Genomic DNA, 17,463 nt, shown 5'->3' with positions numbered 1-17,463 from the left:
CATGGCGACGCCGACACCAACACCGCGCCCGCACCAGCCACTACCAGCGCCGATCCCACCTCACTCCATGATCACGAAGTCCGGCTGGAGTACTAGCCCGAGGGTGAGTTCGTGAGCGCGCGCGTCTAATACCTCTCCAGGGCGGCGAGCTGATTTCGAATGCGCTGAATGTCGTTTTCAGCCTTGTCTTTTCGCGCTCGGATGCTCTCGATCACATGTTCGGGCGCTTTGGCCAGGAAGCCGTCGTTCCCGAGTTTGGTACTCGTGCTCTCGAGGTCTTTTCGAGCGGCGGCCAGGTCTTTCTCCAGCCGACGGCGTTCGGCCTCGACATCGATCGCCTGGGACAGGTCGACGCTGACGCTGGCCTCTCCGATCGCCAAAGTGGCAGTGGCGTGGAAATCACTGTTCGGAGGGTCGAGTCTCAGCAGTCGACGGATCGCGGGCTCGTGTGTCGTGAGCGCAGCGGTGAGTTCCAGCTGGGCTGGAATGGGCTGGGCGGTGCGTACACCTTGGTCGGAGCGGAAGCGGCGGACTTCGGTGACGAACTGTTGCAGCTCGGCGATTTCGGCTTCCGCGGCTGGATCTCTGTAACCGGTGTCGGTTGGCCACGCGGCGATGACGACCGATTCACCTCCGGTGAGCGTGGTCCACAGTTTGTCGGTGACGAACGGGACGATCGGATGCAGCAGTCGCAGCAAAGTGTCCAGGACATGGCCCAAGATCCGACGTGACCTGTCGGCTGCCGAATCATTATGCGCAAAAGTAGTTTTGGTGAGTTCAAGGTACCAGTCGAATACCTCATCCCAGGCGAAGTGGTAAAGCAGATCCGAGAGCTTCGCGAACTGATAGTCGTCGAATAGCGCGTCGGCTTCGGCGGTGACGGTGTTGAGCCGGGACAGGATCCAGCGGTCGACAGCGGGCAGGGTGCTCGGATCGGGGAGTTCGCCTGTGGTGGTGGCGCCGTTGAGGAGAGCGAAGCGGGTCGCATTCCAGATTTTGGTGGTGAAGTTGCGGGCGCCTTCGACGGATTCCTCACCGATGGGTGCGTCAGTTCCAGGGTTGGCGGCCCGGGCGAGAGCGAAGCGGAGGGCGTCGGTGCCGTAGCTGTCCATCCAGGTAATGGGGTCGACAACGTTGCCGAACGACTTGCTCATCTTCTTGCCGTGCTTGTCGCGGACCATGCCGTGCAGGGCGATCACCGGGAACGGCGGAGTGGTGCCGTCACTGACGTAGAGCCCGAACATCATCATTCGGGCGATCCAGAAGAACATCAGGTCGTATCCGGTGAACAGAACGCTGTTGGGATAGAACTTCGCCAGGGCGTCGGTTCGGTCGGGCCAACCCAATGAGGAGAACGGCCACAGGCCAGAGGAGAACCAGGTGTCGAGCACATCCGTGTCCTGGGTCCAGCCCGCGCCGCTCGGCGGATTGTCGTCGGGACCCAAGCACACCGTCTCCCCATTCGGGCCGTACCAGACAGGAATGCGGTGCCCCCACCACAATTGACGAGAAATGCACCAGTCCCGCAGGTTGTCCACCCAGGCGAAATACCGGGCCTTCAGGGTCGCGGGATGAATTTGCACCCGCCCGTCGCGTACGGCGTCACCAGCCATTTTCGCCAGCGGAGTGACCTTCACCCACCATTGCAGGGATTGCCGTGGCTCGATCGTGGTTCCGCAGCGTGAGCAGTGCCCTACCGCATGGACGTAGGGCCGTTTCTCGGCAACGACGCGTCCATCGGCTCGCAAGGCGGCCACGATCGCGGCGCGAGCCTCGAACCGGTCCAAGCCCTGGAACGGGCCGTGCGCGGTGATGAGGCCGCGTTCGTCGAGGATCGTCAGTGACGAAAGCTGGTGCCGCTGCCCGATCTCGAAGTCATTCGGATCGTGGGCGGGCGTGACTTTGACTGCGCCCGTGCCGAATTCGGGATCGACATGGGCGTCGGCGACGATCGGGATCCGACGGCCGGTCAGCGGCAGCTCGATCTCGGTGCCGACCAGGTGCCGGTAGCGGTCATCGTCGGGGTGTACAGCGATCGCCGTGTCGCCGAGCATGGTCTCGGCGCGTGTCGTGGCCACCACGATGGCGGTGTCGCCATCGCCGTACCGGATCGACACCAGCTCGCCGTCGTCGTCCTGGTATTCGACCTCGATGTCCGACAACGCGGTCAGGCACCTGGGACACCAGTTGATGATCCGTTCGGCACGGTAGATCAGCCCGTCGTCGTAGAGGCGCTTGAAGATCGTCTGCACCGCCCGCGACAGGCCCTCATCCATGGTGAACCGTTCCCGGTCCCAGTCGACACCGTCGCCGAGACGGCGCATCTGGTCGGAGATCTGGCCGCCGGACGAATTCTTCCACGCCCACACCCGCTTCACGAACGCGTCGCGGCCGAGGTCGTGGCGGGACAACCCCTCCCTGGCGAGCTCGCGCTCGACCACGTTCTGTGTAGCGATACCCGCGTGATCCATGCCGGGCTGCCACAGCGTCTCATAGCCCTGCATGCGCTTTCGGCGGGTGAGGGCGTCGATCTGGGTGTGCTCGAACGCATGACCCATGTGCAGGCGGCCGGTCACGTTCGGTGGCGGGATCACGACCGCGTACGGCGGCTTGTCACTCGCCGCGTCGGCGTGGAAGTAACCGGCCGCTACCCACCGTACGTACAGCTCGCTCTCCAGGTCCGCCGGTACGAACGTCGTCGGCAGCGTCGAAGGGGCCATATCGTTTCGGGGCTGGGGTTCGGTCACAGCAGCACAGCATATGGCCTGATCACGAGCGAGGGTGTGCCCGTCGGGTGCCGGGTCCGGCGTCGATACTTTGCTCATGGGATTCCGAGCGAGTCGTAGGGGTTGACGAGGGTGAACCTGCGTTGCCGGGTGACGGTGAGCGCTTGGTCGAGGTCATAGGCTGCCATGTACAGCAGTTCGGTGAGGCGATCGGGTTTGGCGGCACACACAAGCTCCGCGATTTTGTGGGCCGGGCGCGGATCGTCGAGAACGGCTTGGAAGTAGTCGAGGTTGCGTTCGACAACGAGCAGAGTGGTATCCAGTTCGCTGACGTCGACGGCGGACAGCCGCTGCCACCTGTTGTGGATTCGGTACTCGTGACAGGGCTTGGGTACGCACCGGATGGTGTTGGCGGCGCAGCGTCGATAGCGGGTGGCAAGCAGGTCGACGGCGAAGGCCCAGTCCTGCCACTTCCGCACCGCCGGGTCGTAGCCGCCCGCGGCCAGTCCGTCACGGCGCCGATAGACGATCGACAACGGCGCGTGATGTTTGCGCACGATCAGATCTTCGCAGGTGGGATAGGCCGAGATGGTGAGGCCGTCGAAATCGCCCATCATTCGTGAAAAGGTGTGCACGAAAGCCACATTCGGGTCGGAGGCGAGAATCTGCACCGCTTGCTGTGCGTAACCACCGTCTGTCGGTAGCTCGGACTCGGTCGCGAGGCGGTCGTCGCAGTCCAGTGGCAGGACGTAGTCACAGCGAGCTGCCCGCAGCCCGGTTGTGCGCGCAGCCTGCGCGCCGCTGTGTAGCGGCACACGAATGATCCGGACTCCCTTGTGGCCGCGACAGGTCGCGAGGGCGCGCAGCGTTGTCTCGTCATCGGAAGCGTCGTCGACAACAATGATTTCGCTTGGCACCGATAAGCGTTGAGCAGCAAGAGATTCGACTGCGTCGAGAAGAAAACCGCCGCAGTTGTAGCACGGCACGACGAAGCTTATCCCGTGCAAGGCCGTTCTCATTCCTCAGCCCCCCGCATCGATGGTTCCACGGCGGGCTATGACCGTAATTCTGTTGGCATGGAAGTACTTTCGTACCGCAGAGGTGGAGCCAGAGTTGGCTTCGTCGTAGGGGGCCACGGTGAAATGCACGTCCCAGCCGTGGTAGAGGGTGTCGATGAGGGTGCGGAACTCAGCGCAGGTGTACGCGGCTTCACCCTCGATGAACACGCGCCGACCCCGGCGGTCGGTGCGTTCGATATCGGTGAACACTTCCAGATAGTGGCCCGCACCGCCGGGTGCGCGCTGGACACATCGGGTCAGCAGGCAACGGACCTGCTGCTGGTCGAGGTAGTGCAGGACGTTCCGAGCCACCACGATCCCGAACTGTTGCCGAACATCGAAATGTTCGAGGCGTTGCTCAACGATTTCGATGCGATCGGCCAACTCGGATTGGTCGGCGATTCGCGCTCGCAGGATGTCAGCAGGGACCTGGTCGACGGCCGTCACTCGAAACCCCAACCGCGATAGGGTGATTGCGTAGATGCCGTGCCCGTATCCCAGTTCCAGAGCGGCCCGGGGGACGTGCGGACCGAGGGCGTTGAGAAATGCGGCAAACCGGTCGGTGACCGGTGCGTCGAGGCGCTCGGCGGTTTCGACGCCAGCGGTGAGGGCTTGGAGATAGAACTCTCGTACCGAGCGCTGTGAGCGGATTACGCACATTGGTTTGTCGCTCCTCAGATTTCGTCGATTTCCACGATCTGACCGGGTACCCGCAGCGACAGTGCGAGCGCCTCCAGCACGCGCATCGGCAGGTAGTGCTCGCTCAACTGGCTGCGAGTTTCGGTGCCGCGCAGCCAGTTCTGCATCAACTCGCGATTGCTGTCGCTGTGAAACACCCCTTCGAAGCCTTCCTGAGTGACGAATTGCTCGCCGGGCATCAAGGACGCATTCGATCGGGTCACGATGTCGGCGACCGCCCCGAATCGGTCGACGTCCGTGCCGGTTGGGCTGTCGTAACAGTGCACGTGCACCGAATACAGGGTCGACAACTGTGCTTCCACGTCTACGCTCGAGGTACGCCCGTTCTTGTTGTAGATGCCGTTCGGGAGGATCGACCAGTCGCGTATCGAAGGGGTCGTCTGTTCGAATGCCAACGTGCCCAACGTGATCGAAGCCCCCGACTCGATGTCGATCAGGCGGAGAGCCGAAGTGACATCGGTTTCTCCGTACCGGCCCTGTTCACGGGTGAATGTTGGGCAGGGAGAGTGATCACCCAGCCGCGCGGTAGCCTGGAGCGGCACCCGGTATCTCTGATCCGAGGGGTATGCTCCGAACGAGCACAGCTGCAATCGAAGCGGTCGATCCGGCAGGACAAGCTTGTTCAACGCCAGGATCTGTACGGCGAGGTCGATGTAGTGATAGGCGCCGTGCATGAGCATCCCGTACCCGTACCGGTACGGATGATCCTCGCGGATCACGTACTCGTGCTCGAGGTTCCACACCCCACCTGCGGCACGCAGGTGAAACGACGTGACCGGGGCCTGCCACGTCAGCATCCGCTCCCGCAAGGGGGCGATCAGCTTGTCGTTGTAGATGCGGTGATACCGGCTGAGCGTCATTACCGAATGCCGGGTCGACCGTCGCTGTGCTGCTGCGATCAACTCCGCCATCGCCCGCGAAATGCCGGTCGGCTCGAACCTCCCGGCCACCAGCGGTGCCAGCACCGGCTTCTCCACCAGCGAGGCCGTCCCCTCCTCGACGCAGTACCGCAGATACTTCTCGTGTGAGCCGACCTCGGTGGCGATATAGGTCATGGTCGGCAGCCCGCGTACCTTCGCACTTGCCAGCGCGGCCCGCACCTCGTCCTGGCCGCTGGAGACGTCTCTGCCTCTCGATGGCAGGAAGACACATTTCTGTGGCTGCACTTCCACGCCAGCCAGACGTTCTTCGACGGCCTGCCGCTCGGATTCGAGATCGACTATCGAATATGACTGCAAACAGCCATCTTTCACTGCCCGCGTGATGCACGGCATGTACTTGTTCGCCACGATCTCGTCGAATCCGACCACGACCAACTGATGAGTTTCCACCATCTGCTCCCCTCGTGCTCAGATCAGACAACCCGAGCCAGGGGATTTCGGGGAGGGGGCAACACCCGCGACGGCTGTGTTGCCCCCCGCGATCGTTGCCTCGTGTACGACCGAAGCGGTCAGTTGAAACGGAGAAGCGGCACGTCGAACAGCTCGGATTCGGATATTCGGTGCAGCCGCGGAGACGTCACTTCGATGACGAGCATCTCGGTGAGGAACTGGACCCGGGCACCGAGAAGGTGGCTGGTGTGACCGCTCGCGGAGTGCTCTTTGAGTCCGACGGCGACGTGAATATGCGGTTTCACCTCACCCGAGGTCGGGTCGAATGCCAAAGTGCCGCCACCGAATGCCTCTACGTTACGCAGATGAACCTTCGACCACACCGGGGCCGTGGGGTCGTCGAGGCGGTCGCAGGCTCCGACGATGTCGACTTCGCTGAATCCCGCGATGAAGGAAGGGATGTAGCCGCTTCGAACATCGTGCTCCCGACAGAACTCGGCGAGCACGGGAAAGAAGTCGTCGCCGTGGTCGAAGACCACGCCGAAAGTTCTCCCGAGTGTCAGTTCGTGTGCACGCATCAGCTGTCCTTGCTCGAGTCCGATGGCCACGGCCAGTGTTCAATTGGCGTGGTTCCTCCTGCCACGCCGAACGCGGTCCGAATCGTGGCGTGATCGCAGCCGGTGGCCAGCAGCGCCGCAGTCAGGAGACGTGATTTCACCGAGTTGAGATAGCCCGCGGGGATCAGCCCGCGCGCGATGAGGTCGGTCTCGGAACCCGGGAAGCCGTAGGTGTTTTCGAGTACCGATCCGGCGCCGGTGCGGGATGTCAGGACGACTGGCATCCGGTCGGCGACGCGTTCGAGAGTGGGAACCATCCGCGCCGGGACGTGGCCGGCACCGAGGGCGGCGATCACCAATCCATCGATGTGGTTTGCCATGTCGTCCAGGACCGCACCGTCATCTCCGAGCGCGATGGTGTAGAGGAGGACACGATGCTCGTCCCGAGGCGCGACGGGTACGACGACGCGGTCCTCGATGCGGTTGAGAAACCGCGGGCGGCCTTCGACGAGGTAGCCCAGTGGGCCGCCATCAGGTGACTGAAAGGTGGCGACGCTGGCGGTGTGGGTCTTGCGGACCCGGCGAGCGGCATGGATTTCGTCGTTGAACACGACCAGACAGCCCCGGTTCCTGGCTCCGAGACTTGCGGCTGTCCTGATGGCGCCCAACAGATTTGCAGGGCCGTCGGCTCCGGCAAGAGTGGGGTTGCGCATGGCTCCGGTGAGAACGATCGGTTGCGCGCCCGAGTGCAGCAGGTCGAGCAGGTACGCGGTCTCCTCGACCGTGTCGGTGCCTTGTGTGACTACCATCCCGTCAACTTCAGCGCCGCGTTCGACGATCTCCTTCGCGAGATCGGCGATATCGGAGAACGTCAGCGACGCGCCCGGAACCTGCCGGAAATCAACGTATTCCAGGTCGAAATCGCTCGCGTCGAGTCCGGGTACCGCGGCCAGCAACTCCTCTACCGTCAACGACGGAACCACACTGCGACTGGGACCGGCCGACATGGCGATGGTGCCGCCGAGGCCGAAAACGACAACCCGCCGGGCAATCTGAGCGTGCGACACCCAGGCAGCCTAGCGACCGCTGATGCCGACGGCACCCAGGAACCGGCAGGCGTGTTCCAAGCCCGACAACGACAACAGCCGACTCCGTGGCTGGATCAGGCCGCCGACTCCGTGGTCGCCCAGTTCTCGTGCCCGCCGTACCACCCAGGGCAAATCCAGCCGCAGATACTCCGCCAAGCCGCGCAACCGATCCTCTGGGGTTGCAGCAGCGAGAATCGAACGGCTGTCCGCCCACCCGATGGCATCGCCGAACTCCCGCAACGTCGGATGCCCGTCCGTGACATCGATGTGCCACAGACGATCGGTGTTGACCCAGGTGGCGACGATCGCCCGGTGACCACGATCCAGGACGAAACCGTGCACCGCCGTGTACTCCGCCTCAGTGCACACCGCGACCCTGACTCCCAGGGCTTCGTTCAGGGCGGCCGCCAGCAGGAACAGAACCCGCTCATACCCGGATGATTCCTCCACCCCCTGGCCGGGAACGCAGAACGTTCGCGTCGGTACGGCTCCGGCAGATCGCGCAAGTGCCGACGTGTGCCGCAGGTAGTCGTATTTGTGCGCGAAGAAGAGCCACGTGCTGGCTTCCTCGCCTCGCTGCTCGCGAGACCAGTAGACCGGCACTCCTGCCAACTGGGTCAGGTTGCTCAGAACGTGATGGGCGCAGACGTTCGACCCGAGCCACATCCGTGACACGGCAGATAACTCTCCAGCCGGGTCTGCGGCCGCGCGGAAACCGGAACAAGTACGAGACGTACCGGTAGATTTCGCGATCGAATGCAGTTCGCGATCGTCATCGAGTAGGGCGTCGTCGAGATTCGTGACCGCCCAGAGGATCCCGAATGCGAACTCATCAAGCTCATATGCTCGCGGGACCAGCAGCGGCGCACCCATCCCGGCCTTACCCATGCTGGAACGAACCCGACGCCGGTCCAAGCCGTACAAGCGCGTCCCCTCAGCGGTATCGGCAGTCGCGACAACCATCCCCCGACGAGGAACCGATAACCACTCCCCGGATATGCCCTCCACCTTCAGCAGCACGCGCTCGCCATCGCATACGGCAGGAGCGGACAACAGCGGTGTCACTGATCCGGAGAAGAAGCGGCCTGCTGGGGTGCGAAGGATCGAACCGCCCGAGAACCCTTCGGTTGCGACCGCACCGAATTGAATACCACTGGCCCATATCGGCAACGCAGTGTGACGGCGCGCCTTCTGCTCCTCCTTCGCGTCAATCCAGAGAGACAGGAGACCACCATCTGCGCCCAGGGCCATGTCGAGGGAGCGGACAAGATCATGGGACGGGAGATTGTGGGACCGTTCCGCCCTGGACACATACTGACGGCTGTAACCGGTCAGAGCCGCCAAGCTCGGCTGGCTGAGCCCCCTCTCGATCCGAAGGCGCTTGATCTCTTCCCGGAGTCGACAACCAGCTCTCGAAACCTTCGGGGCCGCAATGTCGTTCATCAGCGATCGATACCTCCCCCTGTTCGACCCGTTTGGCCGATCCGCCGGAGCGCGTCACGGAGACAACCACGACCAATGCCTGATAGCAGGGTGAACCGATCTGAACGGGACGTCAACAGCAATTCTCTTCAGTCCGAACGTCGATCGTGATGCCAGGTCCGGTTCTCACAGAGCCGAACTACCCAGAACACCCACACGTTGAGCGAAGGCGCGCAGTTTGTTGTGCCGGTCGTGGTGCAGGAGGACACCGAGGACGTTGCGTAGCAATGTCTGGTACTTCACCCATTCCTCGCCGCCGATGCGTTCTGCGGTCAGCAGCATGTGGAGGGCGGTTTCATGTTGACCGAGATTGGCTGCGGCGGCGGCCTTGTCGATCAGATGACGTCCCTGGGAAATGGTGGTCATGTCCAGGCCGCCTTTCGGCATTCTCTTGGCGGCGGTCATCGCCTCTACATACTGCTCCGACGACACATGGATATCGACGGTCTGCATGACGATCTGGGAAGGGCCGAAATTGGTTTCGTAGTACTTGGTTTCACGACCGAGGCGCTCCGCCCAGCGGTCCGCCTCTCCCGCGAGGGCCAGCGCCTCTCGTACTCGCTGGCCACGTCCGGCGGCGACGGCGCCCTGTAGTAACAGGCCGCCATGCACTGACAGATGCTGGTCGGATACGTCGCCGCGAGGCTCGGTATCTTCCGCGGCCTTCAGCACGACGTCCTGCGATTCGCGGTACCGGCCCTGCACCAGGAGTTGCCAACCGATGCTTCCTCGTACGGTTGCCTCGAGCAGCGGATCGTCGCCCTTCCTCGCCTCTTCCAGGGCCGTGCGTATGGCTATCCATGCCGGGTCCGGCTGGCCGAGATGGACGAGGGTACATGCCGCCAGATAGAGCATGTCGGCGTAAAGCTCATGTGCGCGAGGCTTTTCCGTTCGGCGTGCGGTGGCGCGCAAAGTGGAGATGCCCGCGGGCAGGTCGCCGGTCAGCTTCTCGAAACGCCCGAACCAGTAAGCGCCCCAAGCCTTGTCCACCTCGCGTTGTGCTTCCGCGAGTGACAGCGAAGCGGCCTCGGCGTCACTCGTCAGATCATCGATGGGCGTGAGGGCTCTGCGCAGGGCGACGATTCCCGCGTCGAGGTCCCCCGTAGGAAACGCGGGCCTGTTACCGACAAGATCGTCGATGCTGACATCGAGGGCTTGGGCGATCTTCTGAAGCACCGGCGTCGAGGGCATCTTCGTGCCGCCCTCCACCTTCTTGATGAATGACGTACTCACTCCAGCCAGCTCCGCCAGTCCGGCTTGAGTGATCAGCTTGCCGCGTGCGTGGCGGATGCGAGTGCCCAGCGTTTCCATGGGGATTCCTCCGGTGTCGGCCCTTGATCCGACGATAGCTCGGGGAGATGGCGGAAAGGGGCACCCTCGGTGTCCCTCACTCCGGTTGGTTCCCGCTTACTGTCGTGGCAGCCGTCGTTCGGCAGTCTTCCGCGTTGGGGTTCGCACACCATTGCCGTTCGGTCCGGTGGTAATTCGATCAAATCCGAATTCGAGAGGATGAGAAATGCCCGCAGAAGGTTCCACCATCGCCCGCCGCGCCCTCGGCCGCCAGCTGGAGAAACTCCGCAAGGCAGCCGAGTTCTCCCAGAACCGCGCCGCCAAAATCATCGGCATCTCCCCCCAAACCATGGCCCGCCTCGAAGACGGCCTGTCCGTCCCCTCCACCAACGACCTGTACATGAACGCTCTGTGTGACCACTACAACGTCCCCGACGACCAGCGCCGAACCATTCTCGCGATGGCCCGGGAAGCTCGCGCCTCGTCCAGGAACGGCGGCGGCTGGTGGCGGGCCCACATGGACCGTCCCGCAGACGATTTCGATCCGCGCGTGTTTCTCGACGACGCCGCTCTGCGCCTGACGGCATGGCACGTCATCCTGCTGCCCGAGATCGTTCAGACTCTCGACTACCAGCGCGCGGTCGCCTGGACCGCCTGCCCGAACCTGCCTTCGCGCGAGATCGATGAGCGCCTCGAACGGTCCGCGAAAAGGCAGGGCCGACTGGAGGATTCCGCGTTCGCCGTGGAAATCTTTCTGTCCGAAGCCGCGGTCAGGGAGGAATGGGGTGGCCCGGCCGTCATGGCCGAACAACGTCGCCACCTCATCGAGATCGGTGAGCGGTCGAACGTTTCGATTCGTCTCGTGCCCTTCGAAACCCGCGGTCACCTCGGTGCTCTGGTGGGCTCCTTCTCCTTGCTCGAATTCCCCCTCCTGCCCCACACCCGCTTCGTCGAACGCCCGATCGTCCACATCGAGCAGTACACCGGCGACCTCTACCTGGAACGCACCGCGGAAGTCGACCGCTACAAATCCGCGATCACCGAGCTCAGGCGCGTGGCACTGAGCGAAAGCGATTCCGCTGCCCGGATCCTGGCGATATCAGACGGGAGCTGAACTCACATCCCGAACCGCAACAACATTCGCGCCGCCCCCCGCGGCGAGAACAACGACACCACCCGAATTACATGCACCGCATAGGGTTCCATCCGAACAGGCCGCTTCCGCACCGCCGTCACGATCCACCCGGCGGCCTGTTCCGGGGTCAGCGCGGGCAGCTTCGCGTAGTGCGCGGTCGGCGCGAGCATCGGCGTCCGCACGGCCGGGAAGTTCACCGCCGTCGTCGTCACCCCGCGCGGCCCCAATTCGGCGTCGAGGCAGCGCCCGAACGCCACCAACGCCGCCTTCGATCCCAGATACGCCGAGAAGTACGGCGAGGTCTCGAAGCCCACCCCCCACGTCCCGACATTGACCAGATGCCCGCTGCCCCGCGCCAACATACCGGGCAGCACGCCGAGGGTCAGCCGCACCGCCCCGAAGTAGTTGATCGCCATCGTCCGCTCGTAGTCGTGGAACCGGTCCAGCGACTCGGTCACCGGCCGCCGGATCGACCGCGCGGCATTGTTCACCAGCACATCCACCGGCACCTCGGACAGCCACCCCACCACCCGGTCGACCTCGTCCGGCACCGACAGATCGGCAGCGAAACACGCTGCCTCCCCGCCCTTTTCGACGATCTGCTTGCGCACCAGCTCCAGCTCGTCGCCGCGCCGCGCGACCAGGTACACCCGCGCCCCCTGCCCGGCGAGTTCCAGTGCCGCCGCCCGCCCGACCCCGGACGAGGCCCCGGTGATGACGATGTGCATTCCCGCCACCGCCCGCCCGGCCCTGAATCGACCGGCGCGCGTGGGGGTTCGGAGCAGGGCGGCCGACGTCCTCATGGGATAGATACAACCACGTCACCGGGGCCACACGCCAGCAACGGCAGTTTCTTGCTAGTGCACCCGTACAACCCGCGGACATAACGTCTAACTCAGGCGAAAGTTCGCGGAGGGCACATGATCAGGATCGGACGTTGAGATGCACCCGGTACCGTTCTTTTCTCAGGCGCGTTCGTTCCGTGAATCCTGGCCGGAAATCCAGAAGAACGTCGACGCGGTTTTCGATCGCGGAAAGTATTCGCACGGAAGGCAGGTCGCGCAGTTCGAGCGGGCCGTCGCCGAATACACGGGAGCGGAATTCGCGGTCGCAGTGAACAGCGGGACCGACGCGCTGGTGTTGTTGTTGCGCGCGGCGGGCATCGGGCCGGGCGACGAGGTGATCGTGCCCGCCTACACGTTCTTCGCGACGGCGTCGGCGGTCGCCCTGGTGCACGCCACCCCCGTCTTCGCCGACATCACCGACACCGGCGACTACGCGATCGATCTCGACGCGGCGAGCCGACTGGTCACCGAGCGCACCCGCGCGATCATGCCGGTCCACCTGTTCCACCAGCTCGCCGACCTCGACGCGCTGACCGCCTTCGCGGACCGGCACGGCATCGACCTGCTCGAGGACAGCGCCGAGGCGATCGGCATGCGCTGGAACGGGATTCACGCCGGACTGCACGGCCGCGGCGGCGTGCTGTCGTTCTTCCCCACCAAGACCCTCGGCGCGCTGGGCGACGCGGGCATGGTGATCACCAATGACGCCGCGATCGCCGCCGACGTGCAGGTATTGCGGCATCACGGGCGGATGGGCCGCACCGTCGACCACATCGCGGGCATCTCGAACCTGTCCGGCGTCTCGGGCACCAACAGCAAGATGGACGACATCCAGGCCGCCGTGCTGCTGGCGAAACTCGCCACGCTCGACGCCGACATCGCCCGCCGCGCGGAACTGGCCGCGGCCTACGACCAGCGGCTGGCCGGTATCGACGGGGTGACGCGCACGCCGCGGGTGGTGCGGCCGACCGCGCCGGTCTACTACGTCTACCTGATCGAGGTCGAACGCCGCGACGAACTCGCCGAATATCTGACCGCGCGCGGAATCGGCACCGAAATCTATTATCCCCGACCACTTCCGCTGCAACCCTGTTTCGCCGGGGAGCGGAATCGGCCGGAGAATTTCCCCAACGCGATGGCGGCCGCGTCCCGGGCCATCGCGCTGCCGTTCTATCCCGATCTGACCGAGCCGGACATCGACGCGGTGTGCTCGGCGATTTCCGAATTCTATCGAGGGGGCCGGTGATGATTCCCTTCTTTCCACCCGATCTCTTCGAACCGGATCGCGGCACGCTGCTGGAGGCGCTGTTCGAATTGGGGACCGGCGAACAGCAGAAATTCATTCTCGGCGACCGCACCGCCGAATTCGAGGCGGCGATCGCGCGCAGCACGGGCGCGCGGTACACGGTGGCCTGCTCCAGCGGCACCGGCGGCCTCGAATTGTGTATCGCCGCACTGGGTTTAGGCCCCGGCGACGAGGTGATCGTGCCCGCCTTCTGCTGTCAGCCGGTGGCGAGCTGCGTCGTGAACGCCGGTGCCACACCGGTTTTCGTGGATGTCGACCCGTGGACGATGGTCCTCGACCCCGATGCCGTCGAGGCCGCGATCACCCCGCGCACCCGGGCGATCATGGCCGCCCACGTCTTCTCGATCATGGCGGATATGCCACGGCTGCAAGCGATCTCGCGGCGGCACGGGCTGACGCTCATCGAGGACTCCGCGGTCGCGCAGGGTGCGGTTCTCGACGACGTCCCGGCCGGGCGCTGGGGCGATCTGGGGGTGTACTCGTTCTTCCAGGTGAAGGCGATGGGCTCCGCGGGCGAGGGCGGCATGGTGCTCACCGAGGACGAGACGCTGGCGAACGCCGTTCGGATGCACCGCAATCACGGCCAGGACGGCAAGACCCGCTTCCTGCACCACGTCATCGGGCAGAACAAGCGGTTCGACGAGATCATCGCCGCCTTCCAGCTTGCCCGGCTCGACGGCTTCGAGGAGCGTCTCGAGCGCCGCGCGCGGATCGCCGACTACTACACCGACCGCTTCGCCAAGCTGTCCGACAAGGGGATCCTCGCCCCGCCGCCGGGCCGCAACGGCCGCTGCTACTACGTGTACTCGCTGCTGGTGGACCGCCGCCAGGACCTGCGGGCGTGGCTGACCGAACGCGAGATCGGCACGCACGTCTACTATCCCGTGCCGCTGCCCGAACAACCCGCCTTCGCGGCCTGGGCCGGGGACGGCGCGTGGCCGCGCGCGAGGTCGGTGTCCGATCGCAATCTCGCCATCCCGATCTGGCCGCACCTGAGCGACGCCCAGGTGGAGTACATCGCCGACAGCGTCTGCGAGTTCGTGTCATGACCGCGAAGGTGGTGGTGCTCGGACAGGGACACGTGGGTCTGCCGCTCGCCGTCGCGGCGGCCGAAAACGGTTACGGCGTCATCGGTTACGACTCCGACCCGGAACGCGTGCGCACTCTCGCCGGGGGCTTGTCGCCGATCCCGGACGTCACCTCGGCGCGCCTGACGGGCCTGCTGCACGCGGGCCGGTACCGGGCTACCGACAATCCGGACGAACTGTCCGGCTTCGATATCGCCGTCATCACCGTGCCGACCCCGCTCAACGCCGACCGGCTCCCGGACCTCGGGCATGTGCGGGCCGCAGCGACCGAGGTGGGTCGGCGGCTGCGGCCCGGCTGCCTGGTGATTCTCGAATCCACCAGTTATCCGGGCACCACCGAGGAGGTGGTGGCCCCGATCCTGCGCGCGGAGTCGGGGCTCGAGCCGGGCGCCGATTTCGCGCTCGGGTTCAGCCCCGAGCGGATCGATCCGGGCAATGTCACCTGGACGATCGAGTCCACGCCCAAGGTGGTGTCCGGCGTCGACGCCGAATCCCTCGCGCGCACACGGGATTTCTACGGCGGCTTCCTGACCGAGATCGTCGCGGCGGGTACCCCGCGGGTGGCGGAGCTGGCGAAGGTCTTCGAGAACACCTTCCGGCAGGTGAACATCGCGCTGGTGAACGAGCTCGCCGTGCACGCGGACCGGCTCGGCATCGACGTGTGGCAGGCGCTCGAGGTGGCGGGCACCAAACCCTTCGGGTTCATGAAGTTCCTGCCCGGCCCGGGGGTCGGCGGGCACTGCCTGCCCATCGACCCGGTCTACCTGTACTGGAAGGTGGCCGAGGAGACCGGGCGGCCGTTCCGGATGGTGGAGCTGGCCGACCGGATCAACGCGGAGATGCCCGACTATGTCGTGAGCCGGATCGAGCGCGGGCTGGATGCCCGGGGAATCGCCTTGTCGGGGGCCAGGATTCTCGCGGTCGGGCTCGCCTACAAACCCAATGTCGCCGATGTGCGGTGCTCGCCCGCGCTCGAGGTGTGCCGCCGTCTTGTCGCCGCCGGCGCCGAGGTGCGCTACGCCGACGCGCTGATCGCGGAGAAACCCGAGCTGTCGGGCCTCGCCCGCGGCGAGGTGACCGCCGAGGATCTGGCCGCGAGCGACGCCGTGGTGATCCTCACCGATCACGACTACGTGGACTACGACCTCGTCGCCGACCACGCGCCCTACGTCCTGGACACCCGGCGGCGGCTACCCGGCCGCCCGCGTGTCGAACTGCTCTGAGAGTGAATCGCCATGGCACGACCGATCAATATCGGCACGGTCTTCCACGACCACGCCGAGCAGGCGAAGCAGACCACCCTGCATCTGGACCGGCCGTTCGACATCGCCCCGGACGGCGGCCTGGTCTACGACGGCGCGGCGCTGGCCCGGCTGGTCGACGACACCGCGGCCTCGCTGTACGCCGCCGGGGCGCGGCCGGGCGACCGGATCGGCGTCGTCAAGGACAACCACTTCGACTTCGTGCTGCTCGCCGCCGCGGCCACCCGGATCGGCGCGGTCCCGGCGAATATCGCCGCCGCCAACAGCCTCCCGGCCGTGCGCGCGCTGCTGGAGCGGCTCGATCCGGCGCTGGTGGTGCTGTCGGCGAGCGTGCTGCGCCGCGCGATCGACGCCGGGGACGACGTGCTGGGCGGGCGTCGCGCGATCGTGCTGCCGAGCGCGAGAGCGCACGTCGAGCGCGCCGAAATACCAGGCACGGCAACGCCTTTGGACGACGTCCGCAATGCCGCCGCGGCGCCCGTCCGGTTCGTCGGCGACGACGAACCGCTGTTGATGACCCACACCTCCGGAACCACCGGCGTCCCCAAACTCGTGGTGCAGTCGCCGCGCACGCTCGGCGCGGCGAGCCGCCTGGAACTCATGCCGATCCCGTTCGTGGTCAGCCGCCGCAAAGACGTTGTGCTGTCGTCGATCTCGTTCGCGCACTGGCGCGCGATCACCTGGGCCATCGCCCAGGCGAAATTCGCGCCGCACACCCTCGTCGCGGTCGCCGACCACGAACCGGAGCGGGTGGGTGAACTGCTGGACCGGTACCGGCCGACGTGTATGGAGGCGTGCCCCAACATCTTCCAGCGCTGGCGCGGCCTGACCCGCACCCACGCCGACGCCCTGGCGGGAGTTCGCCTGTACATCAGCACCTTCGACATGGTGCACCCGCCGACGGTGCGGTCGTTCCTGGAGGTCTCGCGGCGGCGACTGCCGCTGTGGGTGGCGTCGTGGGGGCAGAGCGAGGTCGGCCCGATCTCCAGCGCCATCTTCACCCGTAGCCGGTTGCGCCGCCTGGGCAACCCCGTCACCAGCGATGTCGGCTGGACCGTGCCGACGGTGTCGCGGGTGCGGGTCACCGATCCCGAGACCGGGAAACGCCGGGGCCTCGGGCGGCCGGGACTGCTCATGGCGTCGAGCCGGGCCCGCTGCCTGAACTATCTCGGCGAGAGCGAACGCCACGACCGCAAGGACGGCGGAAAGTGGTGGAACACCGGCGATATCGGCTACCGCGACTGGTTGTGGCGGCTGCGGCTGGTCGACCGCGAGGTCGACATCATCCCCGGCACCAGCGGGCTCGCGCTGGAGAGCACGCTGCTGGACCGGATTCCGGAGGCCACCGAGGTGACCGTGCTCGGCGTGCCCGGACAGCTGCCGGTGCCGGTGCTGTGCGTGGACGGCGACCGGCTCGACGAGCGGCGCTGGTGCGCGGCGGTGGCCGATCTGCCGCCGCTGGCCGATCCGATCATCGTCCCGTGGCAGGACCTGCCCCGCACCGCGACGTGGAAGGTGCGCAGGCACGAGCTGCGCGCCTCGGTGCTGGGCACCGACGCCGTGTACGGCACCGGCCGCTGGACCTGAGGAAGGGAA

The 17,463-nt window shown here is 65.5% G+C and carries 14 protein-coding genes; 5 read left to right on the top strand and 9 right to left on the bottom strand.

Features of this window, described 5'->3' with window-relative positions; genetic code table 11:
• Positions 1–125: 125 nt before the first annotated feature.
• The 8 genes from ACFYTQ_RS36325 to ACFYTQ_RS36290 form a co-directional block, all read right to left on the bottom strand.
• Positions 126–2,720, bottom strand: coding sequence for a valine--tRNA ligase (locus ACFYTQ_RS36325; protein WP_387370738.1), 2,595 nt, complete (start codon positions 2,718–2,720; stop codon positions 126–128).
• A gap of 101 nt (positions 2,721–2,821) precedes the next feature.
• On the bottom strand, positions 2,822–3,745 hold the full coding sequence (locus ACFYTQ_RS36320; protein WP_387370732.1) for a glycosyltransferase family 2 protein: 924 nt from the start codon (positions 3,743–3,745) through the stop codon (positions 2,822–2,824).
• A 3-nt stretch (positions 3,746–3,748) separates the two neighbouring features.
• Positions 3,749–4,444, bottom strand: a complete 696-nt coding sequence (locus ACFYTQ_RS36315; protein WP_387370730.1) for a class I SAM-dependent methyltransferase — start codon at positions 4,442–4,444, stop codon at positions 3,749–3,751.
• Positions 4,445–4,458: 14 nt separating this feature from the next.
• Entirely contained in the window at positions 4,459–5,817 is a 1,359-nt protein-coding gene (locus tag ACFYTQ_RS36310) for a hypothetical protein (protein ID WP_387370728.1), read from the bottom strand.
• A 116-nt stretch (positions 5,818–5,933) separates the two neighbouring features.
• Entirely contained in the window at positions 5,934–6,392 is a 459-nt protein-coding gene (locus tag ACFYTQ_RS36305) for a PPC domain-containing DNA-binding protein (RefSeq protein ID WP_387370726.1), read from the bottom strand.
• Entirely contained in the window at positions 6,392–7,438 is a 1,047-nt protein-coding gene (locus ACFYTQ_RS36300) for an asparaginase (RefSeq protein ID WP_387370724.1), read from the bottom strand. The genes ACFYTQ_RS36305 and ACFYTQ_RS36300 overlap by 1 nt, the downstream gene beginning before the upstream one ends.
• A gap of 9 nt (positions 7,439–7,447) precedes the next feature.
• Positions 7,448–8,902: a helix-turn-helix transcriptional regulator gene (locus tag ACFYTQ_RS36295; protein WP_387370722.1), complete on the bottom strand. Its 1,455-nt coding sequence runs from the start codon at positions 8,900–8,902 to the stop codon at positions 7,448–7,450.
• Between the two features lie 165 nt (positions 8,903–9,067).
• Positions 9,068–10,252, bottom strand: coding sequence for a helix-turn-helix domain-containing protein (locus tag ACFYTQ_RS36290; protein ID WP_387370721.1), 1,185 nt, complete (start codon positions 10,250–10,252; stop codon positions 9,068–9,070).
• A 205-nt stretch (positions 10,253–10,457) separates the two neighbouring features.
• Here ACFYTQ_RS36290 and ACFYTQ_RS36285 point away from each other — a divergent pair, with 205 nt between their 5' ends.
• Positions 10,458–11,345, top strand: a complete 888-nt coding sequence (locus ACFYTQ_RS36285) for a Scr1 family TA system antitoxin-like transcriptional regulator (protein WP_387370719.1) — start codon at positions 10,458–10,460, stop codon at positions 11,343–11,345.
• A 2-nt stretch (positions 11,346–11,347) separates the two neighbouring features.
• Here the strand turns inward: ACFYTQ_RS36285 and ACFYTQ_RS36280 are convergent, their stop codons facing one another.
• A complete protein-coding gene (locus ACFYTQ_RS36280) occupies positions 11,348–12,169 on the bottom strand; it encodes an SDR family NAD(P)-dependent oxidoreductase (RefSeq protein WP_387370717.1) in 822 nt (273 codons plus the stop codon).
• 139 nt (positions 12,170–12,308) lie between these two features.
• Between ACFYTQ_RS36280 and ACFYTQ_RS36275 the strand changes: the two genes are divergently transcribed.
• From ACFYTQ_RS36275 to ACFYTQ_RS36260, 4 genes are read left to right on the top strand one after another with little or no spacing between them, the layout of a single operon-like run.
• On the top strand, positions 12,309–13,457 hold the full coding sequence (locus ACFYTQ_RS36275) for a DegT/DnrJ/EryC1/StrS family aminotransferase (RefSeq protein ID WP_387370715.1): 1,149 nt from the start codon (positions 12,309–12,311) through the stop codon (positions 13,455–13,457).
• The gene (locus ACFYTQ_RS36270) at positions 13,457–14,566 is read left to right on the top strand and encodes a DegT/DnrJ/EryC1/StrS family aminotransferase (RefSeq protein ID WP_387370713.1); all 1,110 of its coding nucleotides are present in this window, start codon (positions 13,457–13,459) and stop codon (positions 14,564–14,566) included. Before ACFYTQ_RS36275 ends, ACFYTQ_RS36270 begins: the two co-directional genes overlap by 1 nt.
• The gene (locus ACFYTQ_RS36265) at positions 14,563–15,828 is read left to right on the top strand and encodes a nucleotide sugar dehydrogenase (RefSeq protein WP_387370711.1); all 1,266 of its coding nucleotides are present in this window, start codon (positions 14,563–14,565) and stop codon (positions 15,826–15,828) included. The genes ACFYTQ_RS36270 and ACFYTQ_RS36265 overlap by 4 nt, the downstream gene beginning before the upstream one ends.
• Positions 15,829–15,840: 12 nt before the next feature.
• Entirely contained in the window at positions 15,841–17,454 is a 1,614-nt protein-coding gene (locus tag ACFYTQ_RS36260) for a class I adenylate-forming enzyme family protein (RefSeq protein ID WP_387370709.1), read from the top strand.
• Positions 17,455–17,463: the final 9 nt, after the last annotated feature.

The organism is Nocardia sp. NPDC004068, from assembly GCF_042874315.1.
In the GTDB taxonomy this organism is placed as follows: domain Bacteria; phylum Actinomycetota; class Actinomycetes; order Mycobacteriales; family Mycobacteriaceae; genus Nocardia.
The sequence above is the reverse complement of the archived record's forward strand: the minus strand, read 5'-3'. Positions and strand labels throughout refer to the sequence as shown.